17 protein-coding genes are annotated in these 25324 nt (G+C 72.6%); 3 read left to right on the plus strand and 14 right to left on the minus strand.

Annotation, left to right across the window (positions count from 1 at the left end; translation table 11 throughout):
• Positions 1 to 87: 87 nt before the first annotated feature.
• Together BFF78_RS15060 and BFF78_RS15065 are read right to left on the minus strand one after the other, a co-directional pair.
• Complete coding sequence (locus BFF78_RS15060; protein WP_079161319.1) at positions 88 to 3507, minus strand: ATP-dependent helicase; 3420 nt, start codon at positions 3505 to 3507, stop codon at positions 88 to 90.
• A gap of 257 nt (positions 3508 to 3764) precedes the next feature.
• Positions 3765 to 4151: an MGMT family protein gene (locus tag BFF78_RS15065; protein ID WP_069778826.1), complete on the minus strand. Its 387-nt coding sequence runs from the start codon at positions 4149 to 4151 to the stop codon at positions 3765 to 3767.
• 186 nt (positions 4152 to 4337) lie between these two features.
• Here BFF78_RS15065 and BFF78_RS15070 point away from each other — a divergent pair, with 186 nt between their 5' ends.
• Complete coding sequence (locus BFF78_RS15070; RefSeq protein ID WP_069778827.1) at positions 4338 to 7340, plus strand: lysylphosphatidylglycerol synthetase family protein; 3003 nt, start codon at positions 4338 to 4340, stop codon at positions 7338 to 7340.
• A 72-nt stretch (positions 7341 to 7412) separates the two neighbouring features.
• Positions 7413 to 8957 (plus strand): alpha/beta hydrolase, encoded by a 1545-nt coding sequence (locus BFF78_RS15075; protein WP_069778828.1) that lies wholly within the window; start codon positions 7413 to 7415, stop codon positions 8955 to 8957.
• A 272-nt stretch (positions 8958 to 9229) separates the two neighbouring features.
• On the opposite strand, the gene moeZ is transcribed toward BFF78_RS15075, so the two are convergent.
• The 12 genes from moeZ to BFF78_RS15130 all read right to left on the minus strand — a co-directional run bounded on the left by moeZ (position 9230) and on the right by BFF78_RS15130 (position 24714).
• On the minus strand, positions 9230 to 10408 hold the full coding sequence (gene moeZ / locus BFF78_RS15080; RefSeq protein WP_069778829.1) for an adenylyltransferase/sulfurtransferase MoeZ: 1179 nt from the start codon (positions 10406 to 10408) through the stop codon (positions 9230 to 9232).
• Between the two features lie 63 nt (positions 10409 to 10471).
• Positions 10472 to 11221, minus strand: coding sequence for a spherulation-specific family 4 protein (locus tag BFF78_RS15085; protein WP_069778830.1), 750 nt, complete (start codon positions 11219 to 11221; stop codon positions 10472 to 10474).
• Complete coding sequence (locus BFF78_RS15090) at positions 11209 to 12168, minus strand: NAD-dependent epimerase/dehydratase family protein (protein ID WP_069778831.1); 960 nt, start codon at positions 12166 to 12168, stop codon at positions 11209 to 11211. Before BFF78_RS15090 ends, BFF78_RS15085 begins: the two co-directional genes overlap by 13 nt.
• Positions 12169 to 12528: 360 nt before the next feature.
• Entirely contained in the window at positions 12529 to 13869 is a 1341-nt protein-coding gene (locus tag BFF78_RS15095) for a hypothetical protein (protein WP_227025835.1), read from the minus strand.
• Positions 13870 to 14159: 290 nt separating this feature from the next.
• Positions 14160 to 15866: a DUF3492 domain-containing protein gene (locus tag BFF78_RS15100; protein WP_069778832.1), complete on the minus strand. Its 1707-nt coding sequence runs from the start codon at positions 15864 to 15866 to the stop codon at positions 14160 to 14162.
• Positions 15867 to 16067: 201 nt separating this feature from the next.
• On the minus strand, positions 16068 to 17660 hold the full coding sequence (locus tag BFF78_RS15105; RefSeq protein ID WP_069778833.1) for a dipeptide ABC transporter ATP-binding protein: 1593 nt from the start codon (positions 17658 to 17660) through the stop codon (positions 16068 to 16070).
• Entirely contained in the window at positions 17657 to 18655 is a 999-nt protein-coding gene (locus tag BFF78_RS15110; RefSeq protein ID WP_069778834.1) for an ABC transporter permease, read from the minus strand. The genes BFF78_RS15105 and BFF78_RS15110 overlap by 4 nt, the downstream gene beginning before the upstream one ends.
• Positions 18652 to 19665, minus strand: a complete 1014-nt coding sequence (locus tag BFF78_RS15115; protein ID WP_069778835.1) for an ABC transporter permease — start codon at positions 19663 to 19665, stop codon at positions 18652 to 18654. Before BFF78_RS15115 ends, BFF78_RS15110 begins: the two co-directional genes overlap by 4 nt.
• Before the next feature lie 4 nt (positions 19666 to 19669).
• Positions 19670 to 21388, minus strand: a complete 1719-nt coding sequence (locus BFF78_RS15120; protein ID WP_069778836.1) for an ABC transporter substrate-binding protein — start codon at positions 21386 to 21388, stop codon at positions 19670 to 19672.
• 158 nt (positions 21389 to 21546) lie between these two features.
• Positions 21547 to 21642, minus strand: coding sequence for an Ms4533A family Cys-rich leader peptide (locus BFF78_RS49745; protein WP_335755328.1), 96 nt, complete (start codon positions 21640 to 21642; stop codon positions 21547 to 21549).
• Positions 21643 to 21698: 56 nt separating this feature from the next.
• Positions 21699 to 23282: a DUF3152 domain-containing protein gene (locus BFF78_RS15125; RefSeq protein WP_099054874.1), complete on the minus strand. Its 1584-nt coding sequence runs from the start codon at positions 23280 to 23282 to the stop codon at positions 21699 to 21701.
• A 448-nt stretch (positions 23283 to 23730) separates the two neighbouring features.
• Positions 23731 to 24714 carry an alpha/beta fold hydrolase gene (locus tag BFF78_RS15130; RefSeq protein WP_069778838.1) on the minus strand — a complete coding sequence of 328 codons (984 nt, stop codon included), beginning with the start codon at positions 24712 to 24714 and terminating at the stop codon, positions 23731 to 23733.
• Between the two features lie 232 nt (positions 24715 to 24946).
• Between BFF78_RS15130 and BFF78_RS15135 the strand changes: the two genes are divergently transcribed.
• Positions 24947 to 25171, plus strand: coding sequence for a hypothetical protein (locus BFF78_RS15135; RefSeq protein ID WP_069778839.1), 225 nt, complete (start codon positions 24947 to 24949; stop codon positions 25169 to 25171).
• The last annotated feature ends 153 nt before the right edge of the window (positions 25172 to 25324 follow it).

Below are 25324 nucleotides of genomic sequence, written 5' to 3' on the forward strand. Positions count from 1 at the left end.
AACCGGGCGCGGATCAGTCGTCCGGGGAGGAAGAGACGCAGGTCAGCGCGTGTGGTGCCGTGCGTCACTCCGGCACCTTCGGGTGGCTCACTCCACCACGTGCCGCCCCTCGGGCCGGGCGCTGCACGAGGCGCGGAACGCGCAGTGGGTGCAGTGCTGGCCGGTGTCCGGCGCGAACCGCTCGTCGAGGACCTTGCCGGCGGCGGTGGCGAGCAGCTCGCCGACCCACTCCCCCGACAGCGGCTCCTGGGTCTGCGTCCTGGGCAGGCTGTCGCCTCCGTCGCGCTGGGCGGCGCCCTGCCTGAGGTGCACCAGTTCGGCGCCGCCGGGTTCGGGGTGTACGCCGTCGAAGGCCTCGTCGACGGCGCCCTCCTGGACGGCGAGCTGGTAGACGGCGAGCTGGGGATGGCGGGCCACCTCGCCGGCGCTGGGTGCCTGCTTGCCGGTCTTGAAGTCCACCACGTAGGCGCGGCCGTCGCCGTCCGCCTCCACGCGGTCCATCTGGCCGCGGATGCGGACCTGGTAGTCGCCCGCTTCGAGGGTGACGTCGAAGTCCTGCTCGCTCGCCACCGGGGTGCGTCCGGTGCGGTCCAGCACATGCCAGTTCAGGAAGCGTTCGAGCGCCACGCGCGCGTTGTCCTTCTCCTGCTGCGACTTCCAGGGCGCATCGAAGGCCAGCGCATTCCAGACCGAGTCCAGGCGTTCCATCAGGACGTCGAGGTCGGCGGGGGTACGGCCGGAGGCGACCTCGTCGGCGAGGACGTGGACGACGTTGCCGAAGCCCTGCGCGGTGGTGGCCGGGGCGTCGGCCTTCACCTCGCGGCCCAGGAACCACTGGAGCGCGCAGGTGTTGGCGAGCTGGTCGAGGGCGCTGCCGGAGAGCACGACCGGCCGGTCGCGGTGCCGCAGCGGCACCTTGCTCTCGGTCGGGTCGTACATGCCCCACCAGCGGTGGGGGTGCGCGGACGGCACCAGTGGCCGGCCGTCCTCGTCGGCGAGCGCCGCCAGCCGGGCCAGCCGGCGGGCGGCGGCCTCCCGCAGGGCGGCGGACGCGCGCGGGTCGACCGTGGTGGCGCGCAGCTCGGCGACGAGCGCGGCCACGGACAGCGGGCGGCGGGGGCGGCCGGTGACGTCCCGGGGCTCGACGCCGAGTTCGGTCAGGAAGCGGGACGGCTGGTCGCCGTCGTCGGCCGGTGCCTTCACTGCGGTGACGACGAGGCGTTCACGCGCGCGCGTGGCGGCGACGTAGAACAGCCGGCGCTCCTCGGCGAGCAGGGCACCTGGGGTGAGCGGTTCGGCGAGTCCGTCGCGGCCGATGCGGTCGGCCTCCAGGAGGGAGCCACGGCGGCGCAGGTCGGGCCACAGGCCCTCCTGGACACCGGCGACGACGACCAGCCGCCACTGAAGGCCCTTGGCGCGGTGCGCGGTCATCAGGCGGACGCCGTCGGGGCGTACGGCGCGGCGGGCGAGCGTGTCGGCGGCGATGTCCTCGGCCTCGATCTCCTCCAGGAAGTTCAGGGCGCCACGGCCTCCGGTGCGCTCCTCCGCGCGCGCGGCGGTGGCGAACAGCGCGCACACGGCGTCCAGGTCCCGGTCGGCGTTGCGGCCGGCCGCGCCGCCGCGCCGGGCGGCCCGCTCCAGGCGCGTGGGCCAGGGCGTGCCCTCCCACAGGTCCCACAGCGCCTCCTCGGCCGTACCGCCGCCCGCGAGGCGTTCGCGGGCCTTGCGGAGCAGCGCGCCGAGACGCTGCGCCCCGCGCGCGTACACCGGGTCGTGTACGGCGAGGCGCTCGGGTTCGGCGAGCGCGCGGGCGAGCAGCACGTCGGAAGGGGGCGGCAACGGGTTGCCGGCGGCCCGCTCCTCCTCTCGCAGGGCACGCCCGAGGCGGCGCAGGTCGGCCGGGTCCATGCCGGCGAGGGGGGAGGCGAGCAGGGTGAGCGCGGTCTCGGTGTCGAGCCAGGCGGTGTCGGGCCCGCCCTCTGTGCTGTCTTCGGGTGCTGCGTCCACGGCGACGGCCGCTTCAGCAGCAGCTCCTTCAGCGGCTGCCTCTTCCAAAGGGGCTTCCGCAGAGGGCAGTTCGGCCTCCGCTGAGGGGTTCCGGTCATGGCGCCGGGCCTCCGCCGTGGCCACCGCGCGCAGCGCCGCCAGCAGGGGGGCCACCGCCGGTTCGTGGCGCAGGGGCAGGTCGTCGCCGTCGATGTCCAGCGGGACGCCGGCCGCGGTGAGGGCGCGGCGGAGGGTCGGCAGCGAGCGTGCCCCGGCCCGGACCAGGACGGCCATGTCGCTCCAGGCGACACCGTCCTCCAGGTGCGCGCGGCGCAGGATGTCCGCGATGTTGTCCACTTCTGTGCCAGGTGTCGGGTACGTGTAGACCTCGACGCGGCCCCCGTCGCGGACAGCGGCGGGCTCCCGGTGCGCACGGACCTTGCCGGCGGGCAGCCGGGGCAGTGGCATGCGCTGGGTGATCAGGCGCGTCGCGGCCAGCAGGGCGGCGCCCGAGCGGCGGGAGGTGCGCAGCACCTCGACGGGGGCTGGGCTGCCGTCCGCGCGCGGGAAGGCCGCCGGGAAGTCGAGGATGCCGTTCACGTCGGCGCCCCGGAAGGCGTAGATCGACTGATCGGGGTCACCGAAGGCGACCAGGGTGCGTCCACCGCCGGCGAGCGCGTGCAGGAGCCGTACCTGGGCGGGGTCGGTGTCCTGGTACTCGTCGACGTACACGGCGTCGTACTGGGCGGCGAGCCGTGCGGCGGTCTCGGGGCGGCGGGCGAGGAGGACCGCGCGGTGGACCAGTTCCGCGTAGTCGATCACGCCCTGCAGATCGAGCACGTCCAGGTAGTCGGCGAGGAACGCGGCGGCGGCGCGCCAGTCGGGGCGGCCGATACGGCGGGCGAAGGCGTCCAGCGAGTCGGGAGCGAGGCCCAGCTCGCGACTGCGGGCGAGGACCGCGCGGACCTCGTCGGCGAAGCCCCGCGTGGTCAGGCAGGCGCGCAGCTCGTCGGGCCAGCGCACACGGGTGAGCCCGAGGCGCTCCAGCTCGGGCTGCCCGGCGAGCAGCTCACGGACGGTGACGTCCTGCTCGGGGCCGGAGAGCAGGCGCAGCGGCTCGGTGAACAGTCCGCTGTCCTGGTGGGCGCGCACCAGGGCGTAGCAGTACGAGTGGAACGTGGTCGCCCGGGGCGCGCGGGCGGCGCCGATGCGCAGGGCCATGCGGTCGCGCAGGTCGACGGCGGCCTTGCGGCTGAACGTGAGCACCAGGATGCGCTCGGCGTCGGCGCCCCGGCCGACACGTGCGGCCACGGACTCGACGAGGGTGGTGGTCTTGCCGGTGCCGGGACCGGCGAGGACGAGCAGAGGTCCGCTCCGGTGCTCAACCACGGCGCGCTGAGCGGCGTCCAGACGAGGAGGGGCCACGGCGGCCGGCGGGGTACGGACCAGTCGGTAAGCGCCACGGCCCCCCTGCCGCACCTGGTGGTGCGGCAGGCGCCTGGTGGAGAAAGAGGAGCTCACGTGATCGGCCGGTCCTGGTGGTTGTGCTGGCGGGCGGGCGGTCACGCGTGCGAGGCGGTGGCCGCGGGGTGACGGGGACGCGTGCAGCCGACGCTACGCCGCCGCACCGGATGGAAGCAGAGCTTCCGCTTCTTCCCTCACGGCGCTCACGCCGCGTGCGTCCCACAACCCACGAACGTACGTCATGCCACGGATGTCCCCCACGTCACCCGAATGGACGACGGGCTCTCCCCGAGGGCATCCGATGGCGGAAGCTGTCAGATGTGACCCCCTGTGCCCGCCCCGCCGTCCCATCGGGCCCGCCGCATGTCGAGCCGCGGCAGATGGCCCTCGGCGCTCCTGGCCGCTTCCTTCAGCGGCGTCCCCTCCGCGCGGTAGTGGGCGAGCGCGCGCAGCTCGTGGCCGGGCAGGAGCACCCCGTCGGCACGTACGACACGCCACCATGGGACGGCGCCGCCGTAGAGCGACATCACCCGGCCGACCTGGCGCGGTCCCCCTTCCTCGAGCCACTCGGCGACGTCCCCGTACGTCATGACCCGCCCCGGCGGGATCCGCTCGGCTACGTCGAGGACCCGCTCGGCGTACTCCGGCAGGTCGTCCGCGTACTCCTCGCGGGTGTCCTCGGCAGGGCTCTGCTCGCTCATTCGTCCCATCCTGCCGCACCCCACCGACAACGCTCCGCGGAGTGCGAGGAACGGCCCTCTCGCCCCCGGACGGCGCTTCGGGCAGACTGTGCGCCCGCGGATTCGCACCCTGATGCCCGCGTGTGTCGGTGGGGCATGCCACCATCGTGCGGGCGGTGACTGGTGATACGAGACCAAGAAGAGACCATGAATCAGCAGGGCGTGCACCCCGAAGGCGCGGCGGGCACCCCTGACGCCGCCGCACGCCCCGACGCCTCCGGCGGCGCGGGCAGGACCGGCGACGCGCAGCCGAAAAGCACCGGTCCGCGCAGGCACGACGGCACGGAGGACGCGGGTCCGGCCACGGACGACGGCGCGAAGGACGCGGGTCCGGCCACGGAGGGCGGGGAGACCGCCGGTCCGGCCGCAGACGACGGCAGGGAGAACGTAGGTCCGGCCGCGGACGGCGGCCCCCGCGCGCGGGACCGGGACACCGACGCCGGAGCTCCCGCGGGCGGCGGCCCACGCGCGCATGGAGGCGATCACGACGACACCGAGGGGGCACACGTCTCGGAGAACACGCCCCCCGGTCAGGGTCCGGGCGCAGACGACGATCCGCACGCCGAGGCCGTGGAGGGCGACGAACCGCTGCTCCCCGCGCGCGTGCACCGACCCTCCGACCTCATGCGGCTGCTGGTGGGCGTGCTCGCCATCGTGGTGGTGCTCGCGATCGCCGCGTTCGCGCACGGCACCACCTCGGGTCTCGAACAGGACATCAACAAGGGCACCGGGCAGGCCCCCGATCTGCTCATCAAGATCGCGGGTCTGGTGTCCAGCATCGCGGTCCTGCTGGTGCCGGTCGCCTTCGCGATCGAACGGCTGATCAAACGCGACGGGCTGCGCATCGCCGACGGCGTCCTCGCGGCCGTCCTGGCCCACGGAGTGACCCTCGCGACCGACCTGTGGGTCGCGAGGGCCGCCCCCGGCTCGATCCAGGAGGCGCTCACCCAGCCCTCGCCGGGCGACATCCACGCGCTGACCGACCCCGTGCACGGCTATCTGGCACCCGTCATCGCCTACATGACGGCCGTCGGCATGTCCCGCAGACCCAGATGGCGCGCGGTGCTGTGGATCGTGCTGCTGCTCGACGCGTTCTCGATGCTGGTCACCGGCTACACCACGCCGTTCTCGATCATCCTGACCGTGCTGATCGGCTGGACGATCGCCTACGGCACGCTGTACGCGGTCGGCTCCCCCAACGTCCGCCCCACCGGGCAGACCCTGATGGCGGGCCTGCGGCACGTCGGCTTCCACCCCGTCAGCGCGAGCCGCGAGGAGGCCGTGGAGACGGAGAACGGCGACCGTGGCCGGCGCTACTTCGTCACCCTGGAGGACGGCCCGCCGCTGGACGTCACGGTCGTGGACCGGGAACAGCAGGCCCAGGGCTTCTTCTACCGGGCGTGGCGCAATCTCACCCTGCGCGGTTTCGCCACCCGCTCCAGCCTCCAGTCGCTGCGCCAGGCGCTGGAACAGGAGGCGCTGCTGGCGTACGCGGCGATCGCGGCCGGCGCCAACGCCCCCAAGCTGATCGCCACCTCCGAACTCGGCCCCGACGCCGTCATGCTCGTCTACGAGCACACCGGCGGGCGCACGCTGGACTCGCTGGCCGACGAGGAGATCACCGACGAGCTGCTGCGCAACACCTGGCACCAGGTGCGGGCGCTGCAGTCGCGGCGCATCGCGCACCGCAGACTCGCAGGTGACGCGATTTTGGTGGATCGTTCCGGCAGGGTCATCCTCAGCGAGCTGCGCGGCGGCGAGATCGCCGCCGGCGAGCTGCTGCTGCGCATGGACGTGGCCCAGCTGCTCACGACGCTCGGGCTGCGGGTGGGCGCCGAGCGTGCGGTGGCCTCGGCGGTCGGCGTGCTCGGCCCCGACGCGGTCGCCGACTGCCTGCCGATGCTCCAGCCGATCGCGCTGACGCGCTCCACGCGCGCGACGCTGCGCCGGCTCGCCCGGGAGCGCGCCCAGCGCGAACGGGAAGCGGTCCTGGAGGCCTCCAGGCAGGCCAAGCTGGCCCGCCTGGAGGAGGCGTCCGAGGCGAGCCGGCCCGCCCTGGAGAAGCCCGACAAGAAGACGGTCCGCGCCGAGGAGCGGGCGGAGCGACGGGCCATCGACGAAGCCCTCGACGAGGCACGCGAGGAGGATCTGCTCACCCAGATCCGGCATCAGGTGCTGCGGATCCGGCCGCAGGCCCCCGTGGAACCGGCCCGGCTGGAGCGGGTGCGGCCGCGCACGCTCATCAGCTTCATCGCCGGCGCGATCGGCGCGTACTACCTGCTGACTCAGCTCACCCACATCGAGTTCGGCACGCTGTTCGCGCAGGCCCAGTGGGGCTGGGTGGTCGCCGCGGTGCTGTTCTCCGCGCTCAGCTACGTCGCCGCGTCGATGGCGCTGCTGGGGTTCGTGCCCGAGCGAGTGTCGTTCCCGAAGGCGGTGGCCGCGCAGGTCGCCGGGTCGTTCGTGAAGATCGTGGCACCGGCCGCGGTCGGCGGTGTCGCCCTCAACACGCGCTTCCTCCAGCGCGCCGGGGTGCGCCCGGGGCTCGCGGTGGCGAGTGTCGGCGCGTCGCAGCTGTTCGGGCTCGGCGCGCACATCCTGATGCTGCTGTCCTTCGGCTACCTCACCGGCACCGAGAAGACCCCGTCGCTGTCGCCGTCCCGGACGGTCATCGCGGGCCTGCTGACCGTGGCCGTGCTGGTGCTCGTGGTGACCTCGGTGCCGTTCCTGCGGAAATTCGTCGTCACGCGCGTGCGGTCGCTGTTCGCCGGTGTCGTCCCGCGCATGCTCGACGTGCTGCAACGGCCGCAGAAGCTCGTCACCGGTATCGGCGGCATGCTGCTGCTGACGGCCTGCTTCGTGATGTGCCTGGACGCCTCCGTCCGGGCGTTCGGCGGCGGCTCGGTCTCGCTCAGCATCGCCAGCGTCGCCGTGGTCTTCCTCGCCGGCAACGCGCTCGGCTCCGCGGCGCCCACCCCGGGCGGCGTGGGCGCGGTGGAGGCGAGCCTCACGCTCGGTCTGATCGCCTTCGGTCTGCCCAAGGAGGTCGCCGCCCCGGCCGTCCTGCTGTACCGCCTGCTGACGCTGTGGCTGCCGGTGCTCCCGGGCTGGCTGGCCTTCAACCACCTCACCCGCAAGGGAGCCCTGTAAGGGCAGGGGTGCGCGTACCTCGTACGGCCCGCGCCCCGCGCGCACCGGCGTGTCCGCCCCCAGGATGGGGGCATGGCGAACCCCTTCCGGCTGCGCGCCGCCGCTCTGACCACCACCGCCGTGCTGTTGTCCGCCGCGCTGGCCGGATGCGGCGACGGCGCCAAGGGCGGCGACCTCGCGGCGCAGCAGCTGGACTGGAAGGACTGCCCGGCCCCCTCCGAGGCGGAGGGCAGCGGCAGCGCCCCCTCCCCGCTGCCCGGCGGCGGCTCCTGGCAGTGCGCCACCATGAAGGCGCCGCTGGACTGGGGCAACCCGAAGGGCGACACGATCGGCATCGCCCTGATCCGCGCCCGGGCCAGCGGCCCCGCGAGCAAGCGGATCGGCTCGCTCGTGTTCAACTTCGGCGGCCCGGGCGGCAGCGGTGTCAGCACACTGCCCGCGTTCGGCGAGGACTACGCCGCCCTACGCACCCGCTACGACCTGGTCAGCTTCGACCCGCGCGGGGTCGGCCGCAGCGCGCCGGTCACGTGCGAGAGCGACTCCCAGCTGGACGTGTACTTCCAGCAGGACGCGACTCCCGACAACGGCGCCGAGCGCACCCAACTCCTGAACCGCACCAAGCAGTTCAACGCGGCCTGCGAGAAGAACTCCAAGAAGATCCTGCCGCACGTGGCCACCACGGACGCGGCCCGCGACATGGACCTGATGCGTCAGGTCCTCGGCGACGCCAAGCTGCACTACTTCGGCATCTCCTACGGCACCCAACTCGGCGGAGTGTACGCCCACCTGTTCCCCAAGAACGTCGGCCGGGCCGTGCTCGACGCCGTCGTCGACCCCACGCAGGACCCCGAACAGAGCTCGCTCGGGCAGGCCAGGGGTTTCCAGCTCGCGCTGGACAACTTCGCCGATGACTGCACGTCGAAGAGCACGGAATGTCCCATCGGCGCCACCCCGCAGGACGTCAAGAACCGCATCGCGAAACTGCTGAACGACCTGGAGAAGAAACCGATCCCCGGCATCGCGCCGCGTCAGCTCACCCAGACCGCCGCCACCAACGGCATCGCCCAGTCCCTGTACTCCAAGGATTTCTGGGAGTACCTGACCGAGGGCCTGGAGCAGGCGTACGCGGGCGACGGCAAGATCCTCATGCTGCTGTCCGACTCGATGAACGGCCGCAGCGAGAACGGCGAGTACAGCAACATCACCGCGGCGAACATCGCGATCAACTGCGCCGACGAGAAGCCGCGGTACACAGTCGACTACGTCCAGCGGAAGCTGCCCGAGTTCCGCGCCGCCTCCCCGCTGTTCGGGGACTACCTGGCCTGGGGCATGGTCAGCTGCACCAACTGGCCCGTGGCGGGCGCCGCCGACCACCCCGACGTCAGCGCACCCGGCTCGGCGCCCATCCTCGTCGTCGGCAACACCGGCGACCCGGCCACCCCGTACGAGGGCGCGAAGAAGATGGTGGACGCGCTCGGCAAGGGCGTGGCCGTCGAGCTGACGTACAAGGGCCAGGGGCACGGTGCGTACGACAGCAAGGACAGGTGCGTGCAGAGCGCGGTGAACGCCTACCTGCTGGACGGGCAGGAACCGAAGGCCGGCACGGTGTGCTCCTGACGCGAGGGTGAACGGCGCCGCCAGCGAGACCTTTCCGTCAAGGCTCCGCCCACGTAGGACGCAACGGCACCGATGAGCACACCCACCAAGGTGAACAGCTGCCCTGCCATGCCCCCGCCGATCATGTATCCGGGTGGTCGTCACCACGAACCAACCTCACACCGATCGTTGTCAGAATGCCAGACACCGGCCGACAACGGCCGAAGCCCACGGCATCTGTGCTGGTCAGAGCCGTGGGCTTCTTCAGTCCCGCTGGTGAGCGGAAGCGGTGATCAGTAGACCGGCTTGTGCGGTTCGATCTGGTTGACCCAGCCGATGACGCCGCCGCCGACGTGGACGGCGTCGGCGAAGCCCGCGGACTTCAGGACGGCGAGGACTTCCGCACTGCGGACACCCGTCTTGCAATGCAGGACGATCTTCTTGTCCTGCGGGAGGCCCTGCAGGGCGGTGCCCATGAGGAACTCGTTCTTCGGGATCAGCCGGGCGCCCGGGATGGAGACGATCTCGTACTCGTTCGGCTCGCGGACGTCGATGATCTCGATGTTCTCGCCGTCGTCGATCCACGCCTTGAGCTGCTTCGGAGTGATCGTGGAGTCGGCGGCCGCCGCCTGGGCCTCCTCGGACACGACGCCGCAGAAGGCCTCGTAGTCGATGAGCTCGGTGACGGTCGGGTTCTCGCCGCAGACCGCGCAGTTCGGGTCCTTGCGGACCTTGACCTGGCGGTACGTCATCTCCAGGGCGTCGTAGATCATCAGGCGGCCGACCAGCGGCTCGCCGATGCCCGCGAGGAGCTTGATGGCCTCGTTGACCTGGATGGAGCCGATGGACGCGCAGAGCACCCCCAGGACGCCGCCCTCGGCGCAGGAGGGGACCATGCCGGGGGGCGGGGGCTCCGGGTAGAGGCAGCGGTAGCAGGGGCCGTGCTCGGACCAGAAGACGGAGGCCTGGCCGTCGAAGCGGTAGATCGAACCCCACACGTACGGCTTGTTCAGCAGCACGCACGCGTCGTTGACCAGGTACCGGGTCGCGAAGTTGTCCGTGCCGTCGACGATCAGGTCGTACTGGCTGAAGATGTCCATCACGTTCTCGGCCTCGAGCCGCTCTTCGTGCAGGACCACGTTCACGTACGGGTTGATGCCCTTGACGCTGTCCCGGGCGGACTCCGCCTTGGAACGGCCGATGTCGGACTGGCTGTGGATGATCTGGCGCTGCAGGTTCGACTCGTCGACCTCGTCGAACTCCACGATGCCGAGGGTGCCCACACCGGCGGCGGCCAGATACATCAGCGCCGGCGAGCCCAGTCCGCCGGCGCCCACACAGAGCACCTTGGCGTTCTTCAGCCGCTTCTGCCCGTCCATCCCGACGTCGGGGATGATCAGGTGGCGGGAGTACCTGCGGACCTCGTCTACGGTGAGCTCAGGAGCTGGCTCGACCAGGGGTGGCAGCGACACGGGGACTCCGTTGGTCGGTCAATCACTACAGTTGTTCTCCTCGTAACAGTGCCACGGCCTTCTTCATTCCGAGACACCTGTTCCGATACGCGAGACGATGTCGTCCCAGTAGCCGGGCATCGTCTCCCAGGGGTCGGCTCGGCCGCGGCGGTCCGTGCGGTCGGTGAAGTAGATCGTCGCCGCGCCCTGCCAGCGGGCGATGCGCAGCGCCTCCTCCAGGTGGCCGTGGGGCACGCCGTGCACGAAGTGGCAGAAGTGGTCCGGCGGATAGTCCGCGGTCCACTCGGCGACCTGCGACCAGCGGTAGTCGGACCAGGATCCGCAGAAGGTCACCAGTTGGTCGGCGTTCTCCGCGTATCCGGGGTGCGGGTGGCTGCCGTGGCCGAGCACGATGTGGGCGCGGTCACTGATCGCCCGGAGGGTGGTGACCGCGCGGCGGACCTCGGGGAGCGCGGTGCGGTCGGTGGGGCAGCGGTCCAGCAGGAAGCCGTCGACCCGGTACCAGTCGAGGTACCGGTGGGCGTCGGACAGCAGATCGGCGAAGGAACGGGCGCCGTGGGTGAGGTCCAGATGGCCGAGGACCCGGACGCCGGCGCCGCGCAGCCTCCCGGCCGCGTCCAGACAGTGCGGATCCGGGCGGGTGCCGGGGCCGGCGGCCACATTGAGGACCACCCAGTCCAGCGGGGCGCCCGGGCGGGCGAGTTCGGCCCACTGGGCGGGGGCGACGAGCGGGTGGGCATAGCCGGGGATGCCGAGGGCGGTGCGCAGGCCGGTGCTCGTGGCGCCTGCGGTCGTGCTGGTCAGATGCGGCATGCCGCCTCCATCCAGATGTCGGCCAGGGATTCTTCGAGGTTGATGCGGGGCCGCCAGCCGAGCCGGTCGCGCGCGGTGCGCACATCGGCCTGCTGCCAGCTGCCGCAGCCGTCCGGGTACGGATATGCCATCGGGGCCCCGTGGTCGGAGTCGGCGCGGGGGTGGCCGATGGCGCTGCGCAGCGGGACGGGCGGGGCGTCGAGTTCGTGCAGGGCACCGCCGTATCCGGCCACGCGCGCGAGGACGGCGGCGGCGTCGCGCAGGCGGACGGCGCGGCCGGAGCCGATGTTGATGACGCCCTGCGCGGCGGAGAGCGAGGCGGCGTGCACGGCGCGGGCGACGTCGCGTACGTCGACGAAGTCGCGCTGGACACCGAGACCGCCGAGTTTGAGCTCGCCGTCGCCGGACTGCATGGCACGCCGCATGGCCTCGGCGAGCCGGCCCAGCGGGGAGCCGGCGGGGGTACCCGGGCCGGCCGGCGAGAAGACGCGCAGTACGACGGCGTCCAGGCCGGAGCCGAGGACCAGTTCGGTCGCGGCGAGCTTGCTCACGCCGTACGGGCCGCCTGGGCGCGGTACGGCGTCCTCGGCGGTGGAGGAGCCGGGCTGGCTCGGCCCGTACTCCGAGCTGCACCCGATCTGCACCAGACGGGCGCCGCAGCCGCTGCGCCGCAGGGCCTCGCAGACGGTGGCGACGGCCACGGTGTTGTGCCGGGTGAGTTCGCGGGCGCCGCCGCGAATGGCGCCGGAGCAGTTGATGACGACCCCGGGGTGCACCGCGTCGAGGAAGCGCGTGAGTGCGCCGGGGCTGCCGGTGGCGAGGTCGAAGCGGACGTCGGCGTCGTCGCCGCGGCCGAGCGCGGTGAGCTGGACGGCCGGGTCGGCGAGCAGGCGGTCGGCGACGAAACGGCCGATGTATCCGTTGGCTCCGATCAGCAGGACCCTCATCGGGCGGCTCCCGGGGTGTGCGCGGTGGCGTGGCGTGCGGGGCCGCGGCCGCGGAGGCGTGCGGGGCCGATGTGCTCGTGCGGGCTTGTGGGACCGCCGGAGTGACTGCTGAGGCCTGTGGGCCTGGCATGACCAGTGCGACCTTTGTTGCTTACGCGGCCCGTGTGGCTGTCGGCGCCGGTGCGGCCGAGGGGTCCGGCGGTCCCTGCGACTCCAGGGCCTGCCGCTGTGGCGGCTGTGGACGCGCCGGCGGTTCCCGGGGCTCCGGAGGCTCCGGGTCGGGAGGTGGTCATCAGGCTTCTCCTTCAAAAGGGGTGGTGCGGCCGCCTGCGGCGGTGGTTCGGTCCGGTGTCGGAAGGTTCACTCGGGGGCTCCCGTGGGCGCGTACGCCGAGGCCTGGGTGAGGGTGCGGCCGGCGTGGAGCAGCAGGGCCAGCGCAGCGGTGCCGCAGGCGAGGGCCGGGACGGCGGCCTCTCCCCCGGCGTTCACGAGGGTGCGGACGGGGGCCACCAAAGCGGCGCAGCCGGGCAGCCTCGCGGCCAGCGGCAGGGCGAGGGCCACCGCCTCCGTGGCCGCCGCGGCACCGAGCGCCACGGCCGGGGCGTGCCGGTGGTGGTGCACGGTGAGCAGGCGGGCGAGCAGCAGCAGGGCGCCCAGCGCGAGGGTCTGCGGGCAGGCGGGGGGTGCGTGCAGGACGGTGCCGCACACCAGGAGCAGGGCGGTCAGGGCGCCCAGGAACAGGGCGTACGTGCCCAGCAGCAAGGGTTTGGCGGCAGCCGTGAAGTCCTCCAGGTCCCGGCTGCCGGCGAGCCTGCGGCGGGCGCCCGCGCTGAGCAGGTGGGCGCACCAGGCCGCCGGGGCGCAGGCCAGGGTGAGGGCCAGGGCCGGCGCGGTGGCGGTGGGCCAGGGGCCGTCCGGGGCGCCGGTCGGCAGGGCGTCGGGGCCGCCCGTCATGACCGCGTTGAGGAGACCGTCGCCGAGGAGGGCGTACCCGAGCAGCCAGAGCGTCCACGCGCGCGTGCCGTTCTTCGTGGGGCACGCGTGCGTGCCGGGTGGGCCGGCGAGAGGGCCGCAGCGCAGTGCGGCACGCGTGGCGACGGCGACGGTGAGGAGGCCGGCGGTGGCGGCCAGCAGGCGTGGCTGGCCGTGGGTGAGGCGCAGTCCGGCGACGGTGGCCGTGCCGAGGGCGCCGGGCAGGAGGGTGAGCAGGATCCAGCCGGCACGGACGCGGGGTACGGGCAGGGGTTCGGTCCTCGGGCCTTGCTGACCACGCTCACCGCCCCGCGGCACGCGCGCGTACAGCTCCTCGGCGAGCGAGAAGACGTCGCGGTGCCGGAAGCGGGCGGCGGTCCGGTCGGTGACGCCGTGCGCCTCCAGCCCGGCGGCGATCTCCAACGGGTCCACCGCCCGTTCGCACAGCTCACGGTGCCGGTGCAGCAGGGCTTTGACGGGGTCGGCGGCTCCCCGCCGGGGTGCGGCGACGCGCCGCTTCCCAGGCTCCGGGCCACCCGAATCCCGGTTGCGTGTCCGGGAGCTGACGGACCACGAGTCGTTCGGTTCCGCCTGCGGTGCGACGCTCGCACCGGCGTCCACGGCGCGCGATCCGGAGCGCCGCCGGCCGTTCGGCCCGGCGAGACCGGCGGCGCCGTCGGCGTCACCGGCCCCGGAGGCGGACGGCACCGACGAGAACGGCTCACTCACGGAATCCGGCGGCACCGGCGAGCCCGTGCGATCCGGCGGAGTCCCTCCGGCAGGGGCCTCCGCACCTCCCCCGAGCCACGCCCCCGCCCCCGAGTCCCATGGCTCGGCAGCCCTGGGCGTCCCGGGCCGGTCCAGCCCGCGCAGCGCACCGGCCACCCGGCCCTCGTCACCGTAAGCCCCCGACAGGCCGTCGACCGAGCCGTGCCCCCGCGCACCCCAATCGCCCGGCTCGCCCACCGCACCTCCTCCGTCTGCGTCTTCGTCAAGGCGGTCGTCGTCCCGTACGCCCATCACGCCCCCTCCGCAGCGGCCGGCGGCGTGGCGCGTACCGGTGCTCCCGTGGCCCAGCCGGGGACGACCCGTGGCAGTACGCGGGCCGTGGGCCCGGTCCAGCGGCCGGGGACGTGGGACTCGGCGGGGGTGGCGAAGGGCAGGGGGTCGCCGGCCTCGTCGAGGACGACCCTGCGGACCGGACAGTGCGAGACGACCTCCAGGTAAATGCCGTGAAATGCCGCGATGTTCTGCTCGACGGTGAACAGTTCGAGCGCGCGGGCGCGCGCGGCGGCGCCGAGGCGCTCACGCCGCTCGGGATCGCGTAGCAGCGCCACGCACGCCTCGGCGAGCGCCCGCGGATTGCGCGGCGGCACGACGAGCCCCGTACCCCCGATGACCTCCACCACCGCGCCGACGTCGGTGGACACCGTGGCCCGGCCGCAGAACATGGCCTCGATGAGACCGATGGGGAAGCCCTCGACGACGCTGGAGAGGACGACGACCGCTCCCGAGGCGTACGCCTCGGGGAGCGTGGGGGCCTCCGGGCCGCCGATCTCCTCGAAGGAGACCGGGTTGTCGCCGACGGCGTGCACACCCTCCGCCTCGTCCGGGAAGAGCTGCGCGGCGAGCGCCCGGCAGTGGCCGAGGTAGGCCGTGCCCTCGGGTCCGCAGGGCGCGCCGACGATCCTGAGGCGCGCCTCGGGCTGTTCCTTGCGCACCTCGGCGAAGGCGTGCAGCAGCGAGATCAGGTCCTTGGCGGGTTCGACGCGCCCGACCCAGACCAGCGTGTCCGGGTCGGCGCGGTCCGGGCCCTCGCCGACCTCCGTGAAGCGGGTGGCGTCCATGCCCGGGTAGACCGTGCGGATCCTGGCCCGGTCGGCGCCGCACCGTTCCTGCCAGCGGCGGGCGTGGGCGTTTCCGGGAGTGAGGATCTCGGCGCGCCGGTAGACCTCGGCGGCGAGCCGGCCGTGGAAGGCGCCGAGCAGCGCGCGTACGGCGGGGGCGGCGGTGTCGGCGCCGAGGGCCAGGTAGTGCGAGCGGAGCTGCACGCCGTACTCGGTGACGACCAGCGGTACACCAAAGAAGTGCCGGGCGAGCAGCCCGGGGAGGGCGGCTGAGCCACCGGCGGCGGCGTGGCAGAGGTCGGCCGCGCCGAGGCCGTCGTCGTCGTACCAGTCGAGGGAGAGGGGGCGCAGGGCGCGTTCGAGGTGCGCGGCGACGGTGAGCAGATCCGGTACGCGCGCCTCGTGCGCGGCGCGCGGTGCGCCGGGGGCGCGGCAGGCGCGCTCCAGGGCGCGTACGGCGGCGTCCGAGCGCAGGGTGCCGACGAGTCCGCCGTTTTCCCGGGCGAGTTCGGCGAGCCCGTACAGGGCACTGCCGAAACGGTCCGGCAGATCGGTGGGCCCGCCCTCGGAGGGGGCGTCGGCCCCGGTTCCGGCGCACACCGCGCCGAGCAGTTCGCCGTAGTACTCGGTGAAGCGCCGGCGCGTGCGCCGTCCGTGGGCGACCCCGTCGTCCCCGGCCGTCCACAGCGGCGCCGTACGCACCCGGCCGACCTGCGGCGGGAGCGCGACCCAGCCGTCGTCCTCCTGGCGCCGGCTGCGGCTGAGCGCGTAGATGTCGAACTCGTGCTGCTCGAGCCCGCGTACGAGCCGGTCGCACCAGAGTCCGGCGTCACCGCTCGCGTACGGATAGCCGCCTTCCGTAAGCAGTCCGATGCGCACGTGTGCACCCCCGATCTCCTGTCCGGTGAGCCGCCGTTGTCCCGGCGGCTCGCAGCGGGACGAACGTAAGGGGACAAGGCGGTGGCGCGACGGACGGTTGTCCATCGCGCCACCAAAAGGGGTGAACGGTCGTAACTTTCGCGTGCGGGTCGCGTTCCGCCGCGCTAAGGGTTCAGAACGTCATCGCTCGTGCACGAATCGTTACGCCACGGCCGCGTCCCGCCGGGCCGTGCGCCGCCGGGCCGCCAGTTCCGGGTCGAGTGCGGGTACGGCGGTCAGGAGCTGCTTGGTGTACGGCTCACGCGGGCTGTCGTACACCTCGTCCGCCGGCCCGTACTCGACGAGCCGGCCCCGGCGCATCACCGCGACCCGGTCGCTGACCTGCCGTACGACGGCGAGGTCGTGCGCGATGAAGACCAGTGCGAGGCCGAGTTCCCGCTGGAGTTCGCCGAGCAGCTCGATCACCTGGGCCTGCGTGGTCACGTCGAGCGCGGAGACCGGCTCGTCGCAGACGATGACGCTCGGTTCGGCGGCGAGCGCGCGGGCGATGCCGATGCGCTGGCGCTGGCCGCCACTGAACTCGTGCGGGTAGCGGCCGTAGTGCGCCCCTTCGAGCCCCACGCGCTCCAGCAGTTCCGCAACGCGCCCCCGGATGCGCTCCTCGTCGTCTCCGCCACGCGCGCGTAGCGGGTCGGCGATGGATTCGCCCACGCTGCGGCGGGGGTTGAGGGAGGAGACGGGGTCCTGGAAGACCATCTGGACGGCCGGGTTCACCGTGGTGTGCGGGCGCCCTTGGTAGCGGATCGCACCGGTGGTCGGCTCCAGCAGCCCGACCAGCATCCGGCCGAGCGTGGTCTTGCCGCTGCCGCTCTCGCCGACGACACCGAGGGTCTCGCCGCGGCGGACGGTCACCGAGACGTCGTCCACGGCCGCGAACGCCCGCCTGCCGCGCCCGAATTCGCGCCGCAGCCCGGTGGCCTCCAGCACGACCTCGCCGGAGGCCTGGGAGCCGGTGCGGCGGGCGTCCACGCGCGGGACGGCGTCGAGGAGCTCGCGGGTGTACGCCTCGGCGGGAGCCTTGAGGACGGTGCCGACCGGGCCGCGCTCGACGGCCCTGCCGTGCCGCATGACGAGGATGTCGTCCACGCTCTCGGCGGCGACGCCCACGTCATGGGTGACCAGCAGCAGACCCATGCCGGTCTCCTCGCGCAGCGTGTGCAGCAGGTCGAGGATCTGGGCCTGGACGGTGACGTCGAGGGCGGTGGTCGGCTCGTCGGCGATCAGCAGGTCCGGCTCGCAGGCGAGGGCCATGGCGATGAGGGCGCGCTGGCGCATGCCACCGCTGAACTCGTGCGGGCGGGACCGGGACCGCCGTACCGCGTCCGGAATTCCAACCCGCTCCAGCACCTCCACGGCACGCGCGCGTGCGGTACGACGCGACACGCGCGCGTGCACGCGGTGGACCTCGGCGATCTGGTCGCCGATCGCGTAGTACGGGTCCAGCGAGGACAGCGGGTCCTGGAAGACCATGGCGGCCTTGGCGCCGCGCAGACGCCGCAACTCCTCGTCCCCGGCCGCCTGTACGTCCGTACCGGCCACCCGCACCGAGCCGGAGACCCGGGCCCCCGTACCCCGGTGCAGGCCCAGCAGGGCGCCCGCGACCGTGGACTTGCCGGAGCCGGACTCGCCGACGAGGGCCAGCGCGGCGCCCTTCGACAGGCTGAAGGAGAGGCCGTCGACGGCCCGCAGCGAGCCGAACTCGACGGTCAGGTCCGTGACGTCCACCAGGCTCATGCGAGCACCACCCGTCGGTCGGCCACCGCGTACAGGACGTCCGCGACGGCGTTGGCGAGGACCACGAAGAAGCCGATGACCAGGACCATGCCGACCACCACCGGCAGGTCGACGGCCTTCACCGCGTGCACCAGCTCCTGGCCGATGCCGGGCAGGCCGAACAGGGTCTCGGTGAGGACGGCACCGCCGACGGCCGAGCCGACGTTGTTGGCGTTCAGCGCGATCACGGGCGCCAGGGCGCCGCGCAGTGCGTGCCGTGCGACGATCGCGCGCTCGCCGACTCCGTAGGCGCGGAAGGTGCGGATGTGGTCCTCGGCGAGGGTCTCCAGCATCGAGGCGCGGGTCAGGCGGGCGAAGGCGGCCGCCTCGATCAGGGCGAGGGACAGCCAGGGCAGCAGCAGGTTCCACGCCCACTGCTCGGGGTCGTCGGTGAGGTCCACGTACTCCGGGAAGGGCAGCAGCTGAAGTTCGCCGCATACGACGATCATCAGCACCAGGCCGATGACGAAGACGGGCGTGGCCGTGCCGGCGAGGGTGAGCGCGGTCAGCACCCGCTCGGAGAACCGGCCGCGTCGCCACGCGGAGAGCACGCCGGTGCCGACGCCGAGGACGAGCCACACCACCATCCCGCCCACGACCAGCGACAGGCTGACCGGCAGCTTGGTCAGGATGATGTCCAGGACCGGCTGGTCGGTCCGGTACGACTGCCCCAGGCAGGGCGCCGCGCAGTGCACGACCGAGGTGCCCGTGGAGAAGTCCTCGCCCACGAAGAGGCCCGCCAGGAAGTGCCAGTAGCGCAGGTACAGCGGGTCCCCGAGTTTCAGCTGCGCGGCGACCTGGTGCACCTGTTCCGGCGAGCAGCGCGGGCCGCAGGTGATCTGGGCGACGTTGCCGGGGGTGACGTAGAAGACAACGTAGACGATCACCGAGATGGCGAGCAGGGTGACCACCATGCCCACGGCGCGGCGCAGCACGAAGCCGCCGAAGCCGCTCATGCGGTCGCCTCCCTGTCGGTCTTGGCGCCGGCATCCTCGCGGCCGGTGCCGACGCGCAGGCGGGAGGCCGCGCGGGGGTCGAGTGCCGTGCGCACGCCGTCGCCGAGGACGGTGAGGGCGAGAACGGTGACGAACAGGGCGCCGGCCGGCCACAGCAGGTACTGGGGCGCGGCCTGGTACCAGACGTCGGCGTCGGTCAGCATCTGCCCCCAGGAGGGAGTGGGCGGCTTCACGCCGACGCCGAGGAAGGACAGGGCCGCCTCGACGGAGATGTTCGTGGGCACCAGCAGCGCGGCGTAGGTGATGACCGGTGCCGCGAGGCCGGGCAGCAGCTCACGGCGGGCGACCCGCCAGGTGCCCCAGCCGCTCAGCCGGGCGGCGGCGACATGGTCGAGGCCCTTCAGGGTGAGCGTCTGGGCCCGCACGATCTTCGCGATGGTGCCCCAGGCGATCAGGCCGATGACCAGGGTGACCAGGACGGGCCGCGGGAAGCCGGAGGGCACGATGGACAGCAGCGCCAACGACATGATCATGAGCGGCATCGCGACGATGATGTCCGTGGCCCGGCTCAACAGTTGATCAACCCATCGGTTGCCGAGCGCGGCGGCCACACCGACCGCGACGCCGAGGGCGACCTGCACCACCGTGGCGGCGAGGGCGACGCCCAGCGACACCCGCGCCCCGTAGACGAGCCGGGCGAACAGGTCGCGTCCGGTCTGCGGTTCGACGCCCAGCCAGTGGCCGGCACTGATGCCGCCGAGGGAGCCTACGGGCACGCCCCCGCGCGCGGAGTCGATCAGGGACGGGTGGTACGTGGTGGGATCCTGCCCCTCCAGGGCGGTGAGCAGCGGCGCGGCGAGCGCGATCAGGACGAGCAGCGCGACGACGGCCGCGGCGACCAGGGCGACGCGCTGCGCGCGCAGCCGCCGCCAGAACCGGCGGGCCCCCGAGGCCGCCGGGACGGACGATTCCGCCCCGGCGGCGCCGACGGCGACAAGTGTCTCGCTCACGGCGCTACTTCACCGCGACCCGGGAGATGTCGAGGACGCCGGTCCAGTCGCTGATGACGATGTTCTTGACGTCCTTGCCGTACAAACGCTTGTAGACCGGGTGGAACAGCGGCACGACGAGGGCCTTCTCGCCGATCTTCTTGTCCAGTGCACCCCAGCGCTTGGCGGCAGCGTCAAGGTCGGTCAACTTATTGATCGCGTCAATCTCGTCATTGACCGACGTGTCATTGAGCAGGCCCGTGTTGAAGTTCGCGCCGTCCTTGACGATCTGGCGGCCGTCGAAGATCGGGGCGAGGAACGGGCCGCCGGAGGGCCAGTCGGCACCCCAGTGCGCGAGGAAGAAGCCGGGCTCGGTCTTCACGCTGTGGATCTTGTCCCGGTAGTCGTTGTTCTCCAGACCCTGCAGCTTGACCGTGATGCCGGCCTTCTTGAGCGCGTCCTGGACGGCGGTCGCGATCTCCGGGCTGGTCTCGAAGTCCTTGGCGTTGGAGTGGGTCAGCGTCACCGTGAGGCCGTTCTTGTAGCCGGCCTGCGCCAGCAGTTCCTTGGCCTTGGCCGGGTTGCCCGACGCGCCCGCCGGGAACGGGTCGTACGGCGTGTAGCCGAAGGACTTCTGGTCGGGCAGGAAGGTGGTCGCGGACTCGGCGAGCGCGCTGCCGCCGGCCGCGTTGACCACCGAGGAACGGTCGACGGCGTAGGCGATCGCCTGCCGCACCTTCGGGTTGTCGAAGGGCTTCACGGTCGGGTTGAACGCGATGTAGTTCGTGTAGCCGAAGTGGCCGGTGCCCACGCGCGCGGCCAGTTCCTTGTCCCCGCTGACCTTGGCGAGTTCGGCGGGACCGAGGTTGGTGTCCGTGGTGACCGCCGCAGCGTCCGTCCCTTGGGACGCGGACAGCCGCTGGTTGATCACGGACGAGTCGAGCCCGGAGCGGACGTCGATCGTGTCCGGGTAGGCCTTGCGCTGGTCGTCGACGCCCGCCGACCAGTACGTGTTGCGCGTAAGGACCAGGTGCTCGCCGTCGTTCTCGTTCTTGACGACCTTGTACGGGCCGGACGAGACCGGGTGCTCCTCGTACTTGGTGCCGTTGTCCTTGCTCTGCGGCACCGGGGTGAACTGCGTCTGCGTGGCGAGGAACGGGAACTCGCCCTCGGGCTTGTCCAGCTGGAAGACGATGGTCCGCGCGTCCGGCGTCTCGATCGCCGAGAGCCCCTTCTTGTCCTTGTAGGGGCCCTGGTAGTCGGCCGCACCGACCAGCCAGTCCCTCAAGTAGGGTGCGCCGCCGGAGAGTTCGGGGGCGAAGGAACGCTCGATGCCGTACTTGATGTCGGCCGAGGTGATCGGCGTACCGTCCTCGTACTTGAGGCCCTTCTTCAAGGTGTACGTCCACACGGTCGCGTTCCTGCTGGGGCGCCCGGTGTCGGTGGCGAGGTCGGGGACGACCTTGGCGCCGGCCGCGCCGTTCTCGCGGTTGCGGGTGGTGAGGGTGCGGAAGACCAGTGAAGGGACGTTTCCGCCGCCGGAGGTGTAGAGGCGGGCGGGGTCGAAATCGGTCTGCGGCTCGGAGTTCAGCACCGTGAGGGTGCCGCCCTTGTGGGGCGTGGAGTCGCCACCTGAGCCCTTGGCATCGTTGTCCTTCGGGCCGCAGGCGGCGGCGCCCGCTGCCACGACCAGGCTGACGGATGCCGCTGCCACGCGGCGCGCTATGGCGGACGGTTGACGCATCGGAATGACGACCTCTCGGATACTGAGACTGACAGACAAGGGGTGAGACGATTACGGGCAGACGTCAGCCCCGGCGTCGGTTCGTCGAAGATCCGTGACTCAGTCAGCCACGGACGCAAAAAGGGAAAAGTGTCGCGACACGAACGCCAGGGGCGGCGTCAGCGACAGTGGATGTCGGCCACGCAGAGTGCGGTCACGCCGAGGAGCGCCAGCTCGATGGCGGCGCTGTCGGAGGCGGCATGACTAGACCACATGGGCAGAAATATGAACGACCTTGCGGCTCATGTCAATGTGACGCAAGCGGCGCCCGTCAACTCTTGGGATAGGGCCAGGGGTTGGGCAGACAGTGGATTCCGTCATGGTCCAGGAACTTGGTCTGCTGCTGCATGACGGGGGCGAGTTCGCCGTCCTTCTGGCAGGTCACATGGCCATGACCGAGCCGGTGACCGACCTCATGATTGATCAACATCTGCCGATAGGCGTGGATCTTGTCCCCATATGTCTTACTGCCCTGGGCCCACCTGTATGCATTGATCATCACTCGTTCGGTGGAGGCCGAGTCGCAGGAGACGTTGTCCTCCGTGGTGTCCAGCCCGGACTTGGCGCACCACGTGGCGGTCGTACCAGGACTCGCCAGCGTGATCACGAAGTCGGGCTTGCCGGAGGAGATCCGCTCGAAGGTACGGGTGCCGCCGTGGCCCCAACTGCGGTCGTCGTTCAGGGTCTTCTGCACGGCCTCGGCGAACAGCTCGCCGTCCAGCCCGAGACCCTGCTCGATGTCCACGCGGTAGGTGTACTTCTGCCCCGTGCCGGGGGCCTTGGCGAACCCGGGCACGGCCTCGAACTTCCCCGAGCCCTTCAGCGTGGCGCTGAGCGGGTACGTCCGGTCCATCTGCTGCTCGTACGACAGCGTGACCGTGCCGGGCGAGCCCGAGGGGGCCTGCCCTCCCGGGGTCTGTGCGTCACGGGCCTGGTCGGCGGCGGACCTCGATTCCACGGCGCCGCGGTCGTGCTTCCCGGCCACCTGCCCGGCGACGACCACCGCGAGCACGGTGGTGACGGCGGCCGCCGCGATGCCGGTGAAGGCCCGGCCCTTGCCGCCGGTGCGCTGTGCGGGGACGTCGACGGAGGGCTGTTCGGTCAGGCCGGCGGAGCGCTGCCCGGGCAGGCCGACCGCGGGTGCGTCGCCGCCGTCCGCCTCCGGCGCGTCGGCCGGGTGCTCCTCGGCGGGGCGAGGCCCCCGCGCGCGGGGCACAAAGACGTCGGCGTCGTCCTCGAGCCCGGCATCGCCGCCCCGCCCGCCGGCGAAGGCGTCGAGGTACTCCTGCCGGGGTCCGGCGCCGGGCCCGTATCCCGCGGGCCGCTGCCGGGGAAGCACCGCACCGGGACCACCCGCCCCCGCGAACTCGCCCCAGCCACCGCCGGGTTCCCGCTGCTCGGGGTGCCCACCACGCGTGGGAGCACCGGGGTGGAGACGGGGGACACCGTGGACGGGGGTGCCGTCGGGAAGCCTGGGCACACCACGCGCGGGCGTGCCGTCGGGCAGCCCCGGCGTGCCGTGGGCGGGGGTGCCGCCGGGCAGCCTCGGCGTGCCGTGGGCGGGGGTCCCATCGGGGAAACGGGGGACGCCCTGCGCGGGGGTGCCGTCGGACAAACGCGGAACCCCCTGCGTGGGGGTCCCATCGGGAAGACGGGACACACCACGCGCGGGCGTGCCGTCAGGCAAACGCGGCACACCCCGCCCAGGCATGCCATCGGCGAAACGAGGGACGCCCTGCGCCGGGGTGCCGTCGGACAAACGCGGAACCCCCTGCGTGGGGGTCCCATCGGGAAGACGGGACACACCACGCGCGGGCGTGCCGTCAGGCAAACGCGGCACACCCCGCCCAGGCATGCCATCGGCGAAACGAGGGACGCCCTGCGCCGGGGTGCCGTCAGGCAAACGGGGAACCCCCTGCGCGGGCGTGCGGTTGGCATAGCGCGGCACCCCATGCGCCGGCGTACCGTCCGGGAACGCCGCCCCCTGCGGCCCCCGCGGCGGACCACCCGGCGGCGCCTGTCGCTGCCCGGGCACCAGTGGCTGCCCGCCTCGCACGGCACCGGCACCGGCACCGGCACCGGACGAGCCTGCCGCGGCACCGGCCGCGGGCATGGCCCCCGAAGCACCGAGAGCGCCGGGAACACCGGGCCCACCAGGCTCACCGGCAGGGCTCGCAAGCCTCCGGCCGCCAGGAGCGCCGTCGGCGGAACCGGCAGCCCCCTGTCGCGCACGCTTGGCCGCTATGTCCGCGGAGTCGTCCTTGGGGGCCGGGCCGCGGCGGCTGTGGCGTCCCACGCCGGCCTCAGCTCCCCATGCCCGAATCGGTGACGCCATGCCCCGTGTCCGTGAGGAGCTCGCGGACCGCCGTGGCCACCACGTCCGGGTACTCCATCATCGCCACGTGCCCGGCGTCCGGCAGGGACAGCAGGCGGGAGGCGCGGAAGGTGCGGGCGGCCCGGTGGGCCATGCGGAAGCCGACGAGCTGGTCACGGCCGCCGTAGATGAGCAGGGTCGGCGCGAGCACCCGCTCGGCCTGGCGCCACAGCCCGTGCTGTCCGCCGAGCGTGTAGGCGTTGACGATCCCGCGCGCGGAGCGGGCCATCGCGTCCCAGAAGTACGGCAGCTGCAGCCGCCGCTCGAGCTCCTCCACGGCGTCCTGGAACGCCTCGGGCGACACCCGCGAGGGGTCGCCGTAGCAGAGGGCCATCACCCCGCGCACCCGCTGCTCCGCCGTCCACTCGCTGGTGATCCGGGTGAACAGGGTGGCGACACCGGGGACGCCGAGCAGTGCGGTCGGCGCCGCCGTGCGCTGGATGCGCAGCTCCGGCAGGGCGGGCGACACGAGCGTGAGCGTACGGACGAGATCGGGTCGTACGGCGGCCACGCGCGTGGTGACCGCTCCGCCGAGCGAGTTGCCGAACAGGTGGACCGGACCGCGGCCGGCCGCGTCGAGATAGCGGATCACCGCGCGCGCGTGCCCGGTGACGGAGTAGTTCCCGTCGTCCGGGGGCGGGGAGTCGCCGAAGCCCGGCAGGTCGACCGCCTCGCTGTCCACGACGCCGTCCAGCGCGGCCATCAGCGACGACCAGTTCTGCGAGGAACCGCCGAGCCCGTGGACGTACAGCGCCGGTGGGAGGCCCTCGCGCGCGGTACGGCGGGAACGGATCGACAGGGTGACTCCGGGCAGCCCCACGGACCGCAGCCGCTCGCCCTCGCCGACCCGGACGGGCGCCACCTTCGGGAGCACACTGGCGGCCGGCACGGAGGGCGACTCGGTCGAAGACATGCGGCAATGTTACGAGGTGATCACGTCGGGGTTCATGTGTTCGCCGTCACAGGGTGAACCGCGAGCGACGGGTGAACGCTTTTGCACGCTCCGTGAACCGCGTCCGGCGAACAAGGGCTACGAACGGGCGAGACGGCATGGCGTCCGGATCAGCAGTCTCCTAGGCTCGTACAAAGGGCACCCGCTTTAGCCCCTGCTGCTTCCAGGGACATTCGTAGGAAGGGAGCCCACCATGGCCTATGACCCCACCGAGCCCGACACGGCCGAGGACCTGGAGACCGAGACCTCGGAGACGACCGACGTCGAGGCCCCCGAGGTGGACGCCGCCGAGCAGCACGCCGACGTCACGCCGGACCGTGACGACCCGCTGACGGACGTGGATCCGGCCAAGGCGAACGTGGCCGATCTGGTCGAACAGGCACGCGTCGTCTCGCTCGACGAGGACGACTATCGCTGACCTCGACGTGCTCCGCGGCCACGCGCGACGGACTCCCGCGGCCCCGCAAGCAGCCGGCTGCGGCTTTCGCCGCCGTCCGGTACGTGAAATTCTGCGCTCGCACCGCGCACACCGCGGTTACCGAAAAGTACGATGGCCGCGCGGCTGACACCG

The organism is Streptomyces fodineus (assembly GCF_001735805.1).
Taxonomy (GTDB): Bacteria; Actinomycetota; Actinomycetes; order Streptomycetales; family Streptomycetaceae; genus Streptomyces; species Streptomyces fodineus.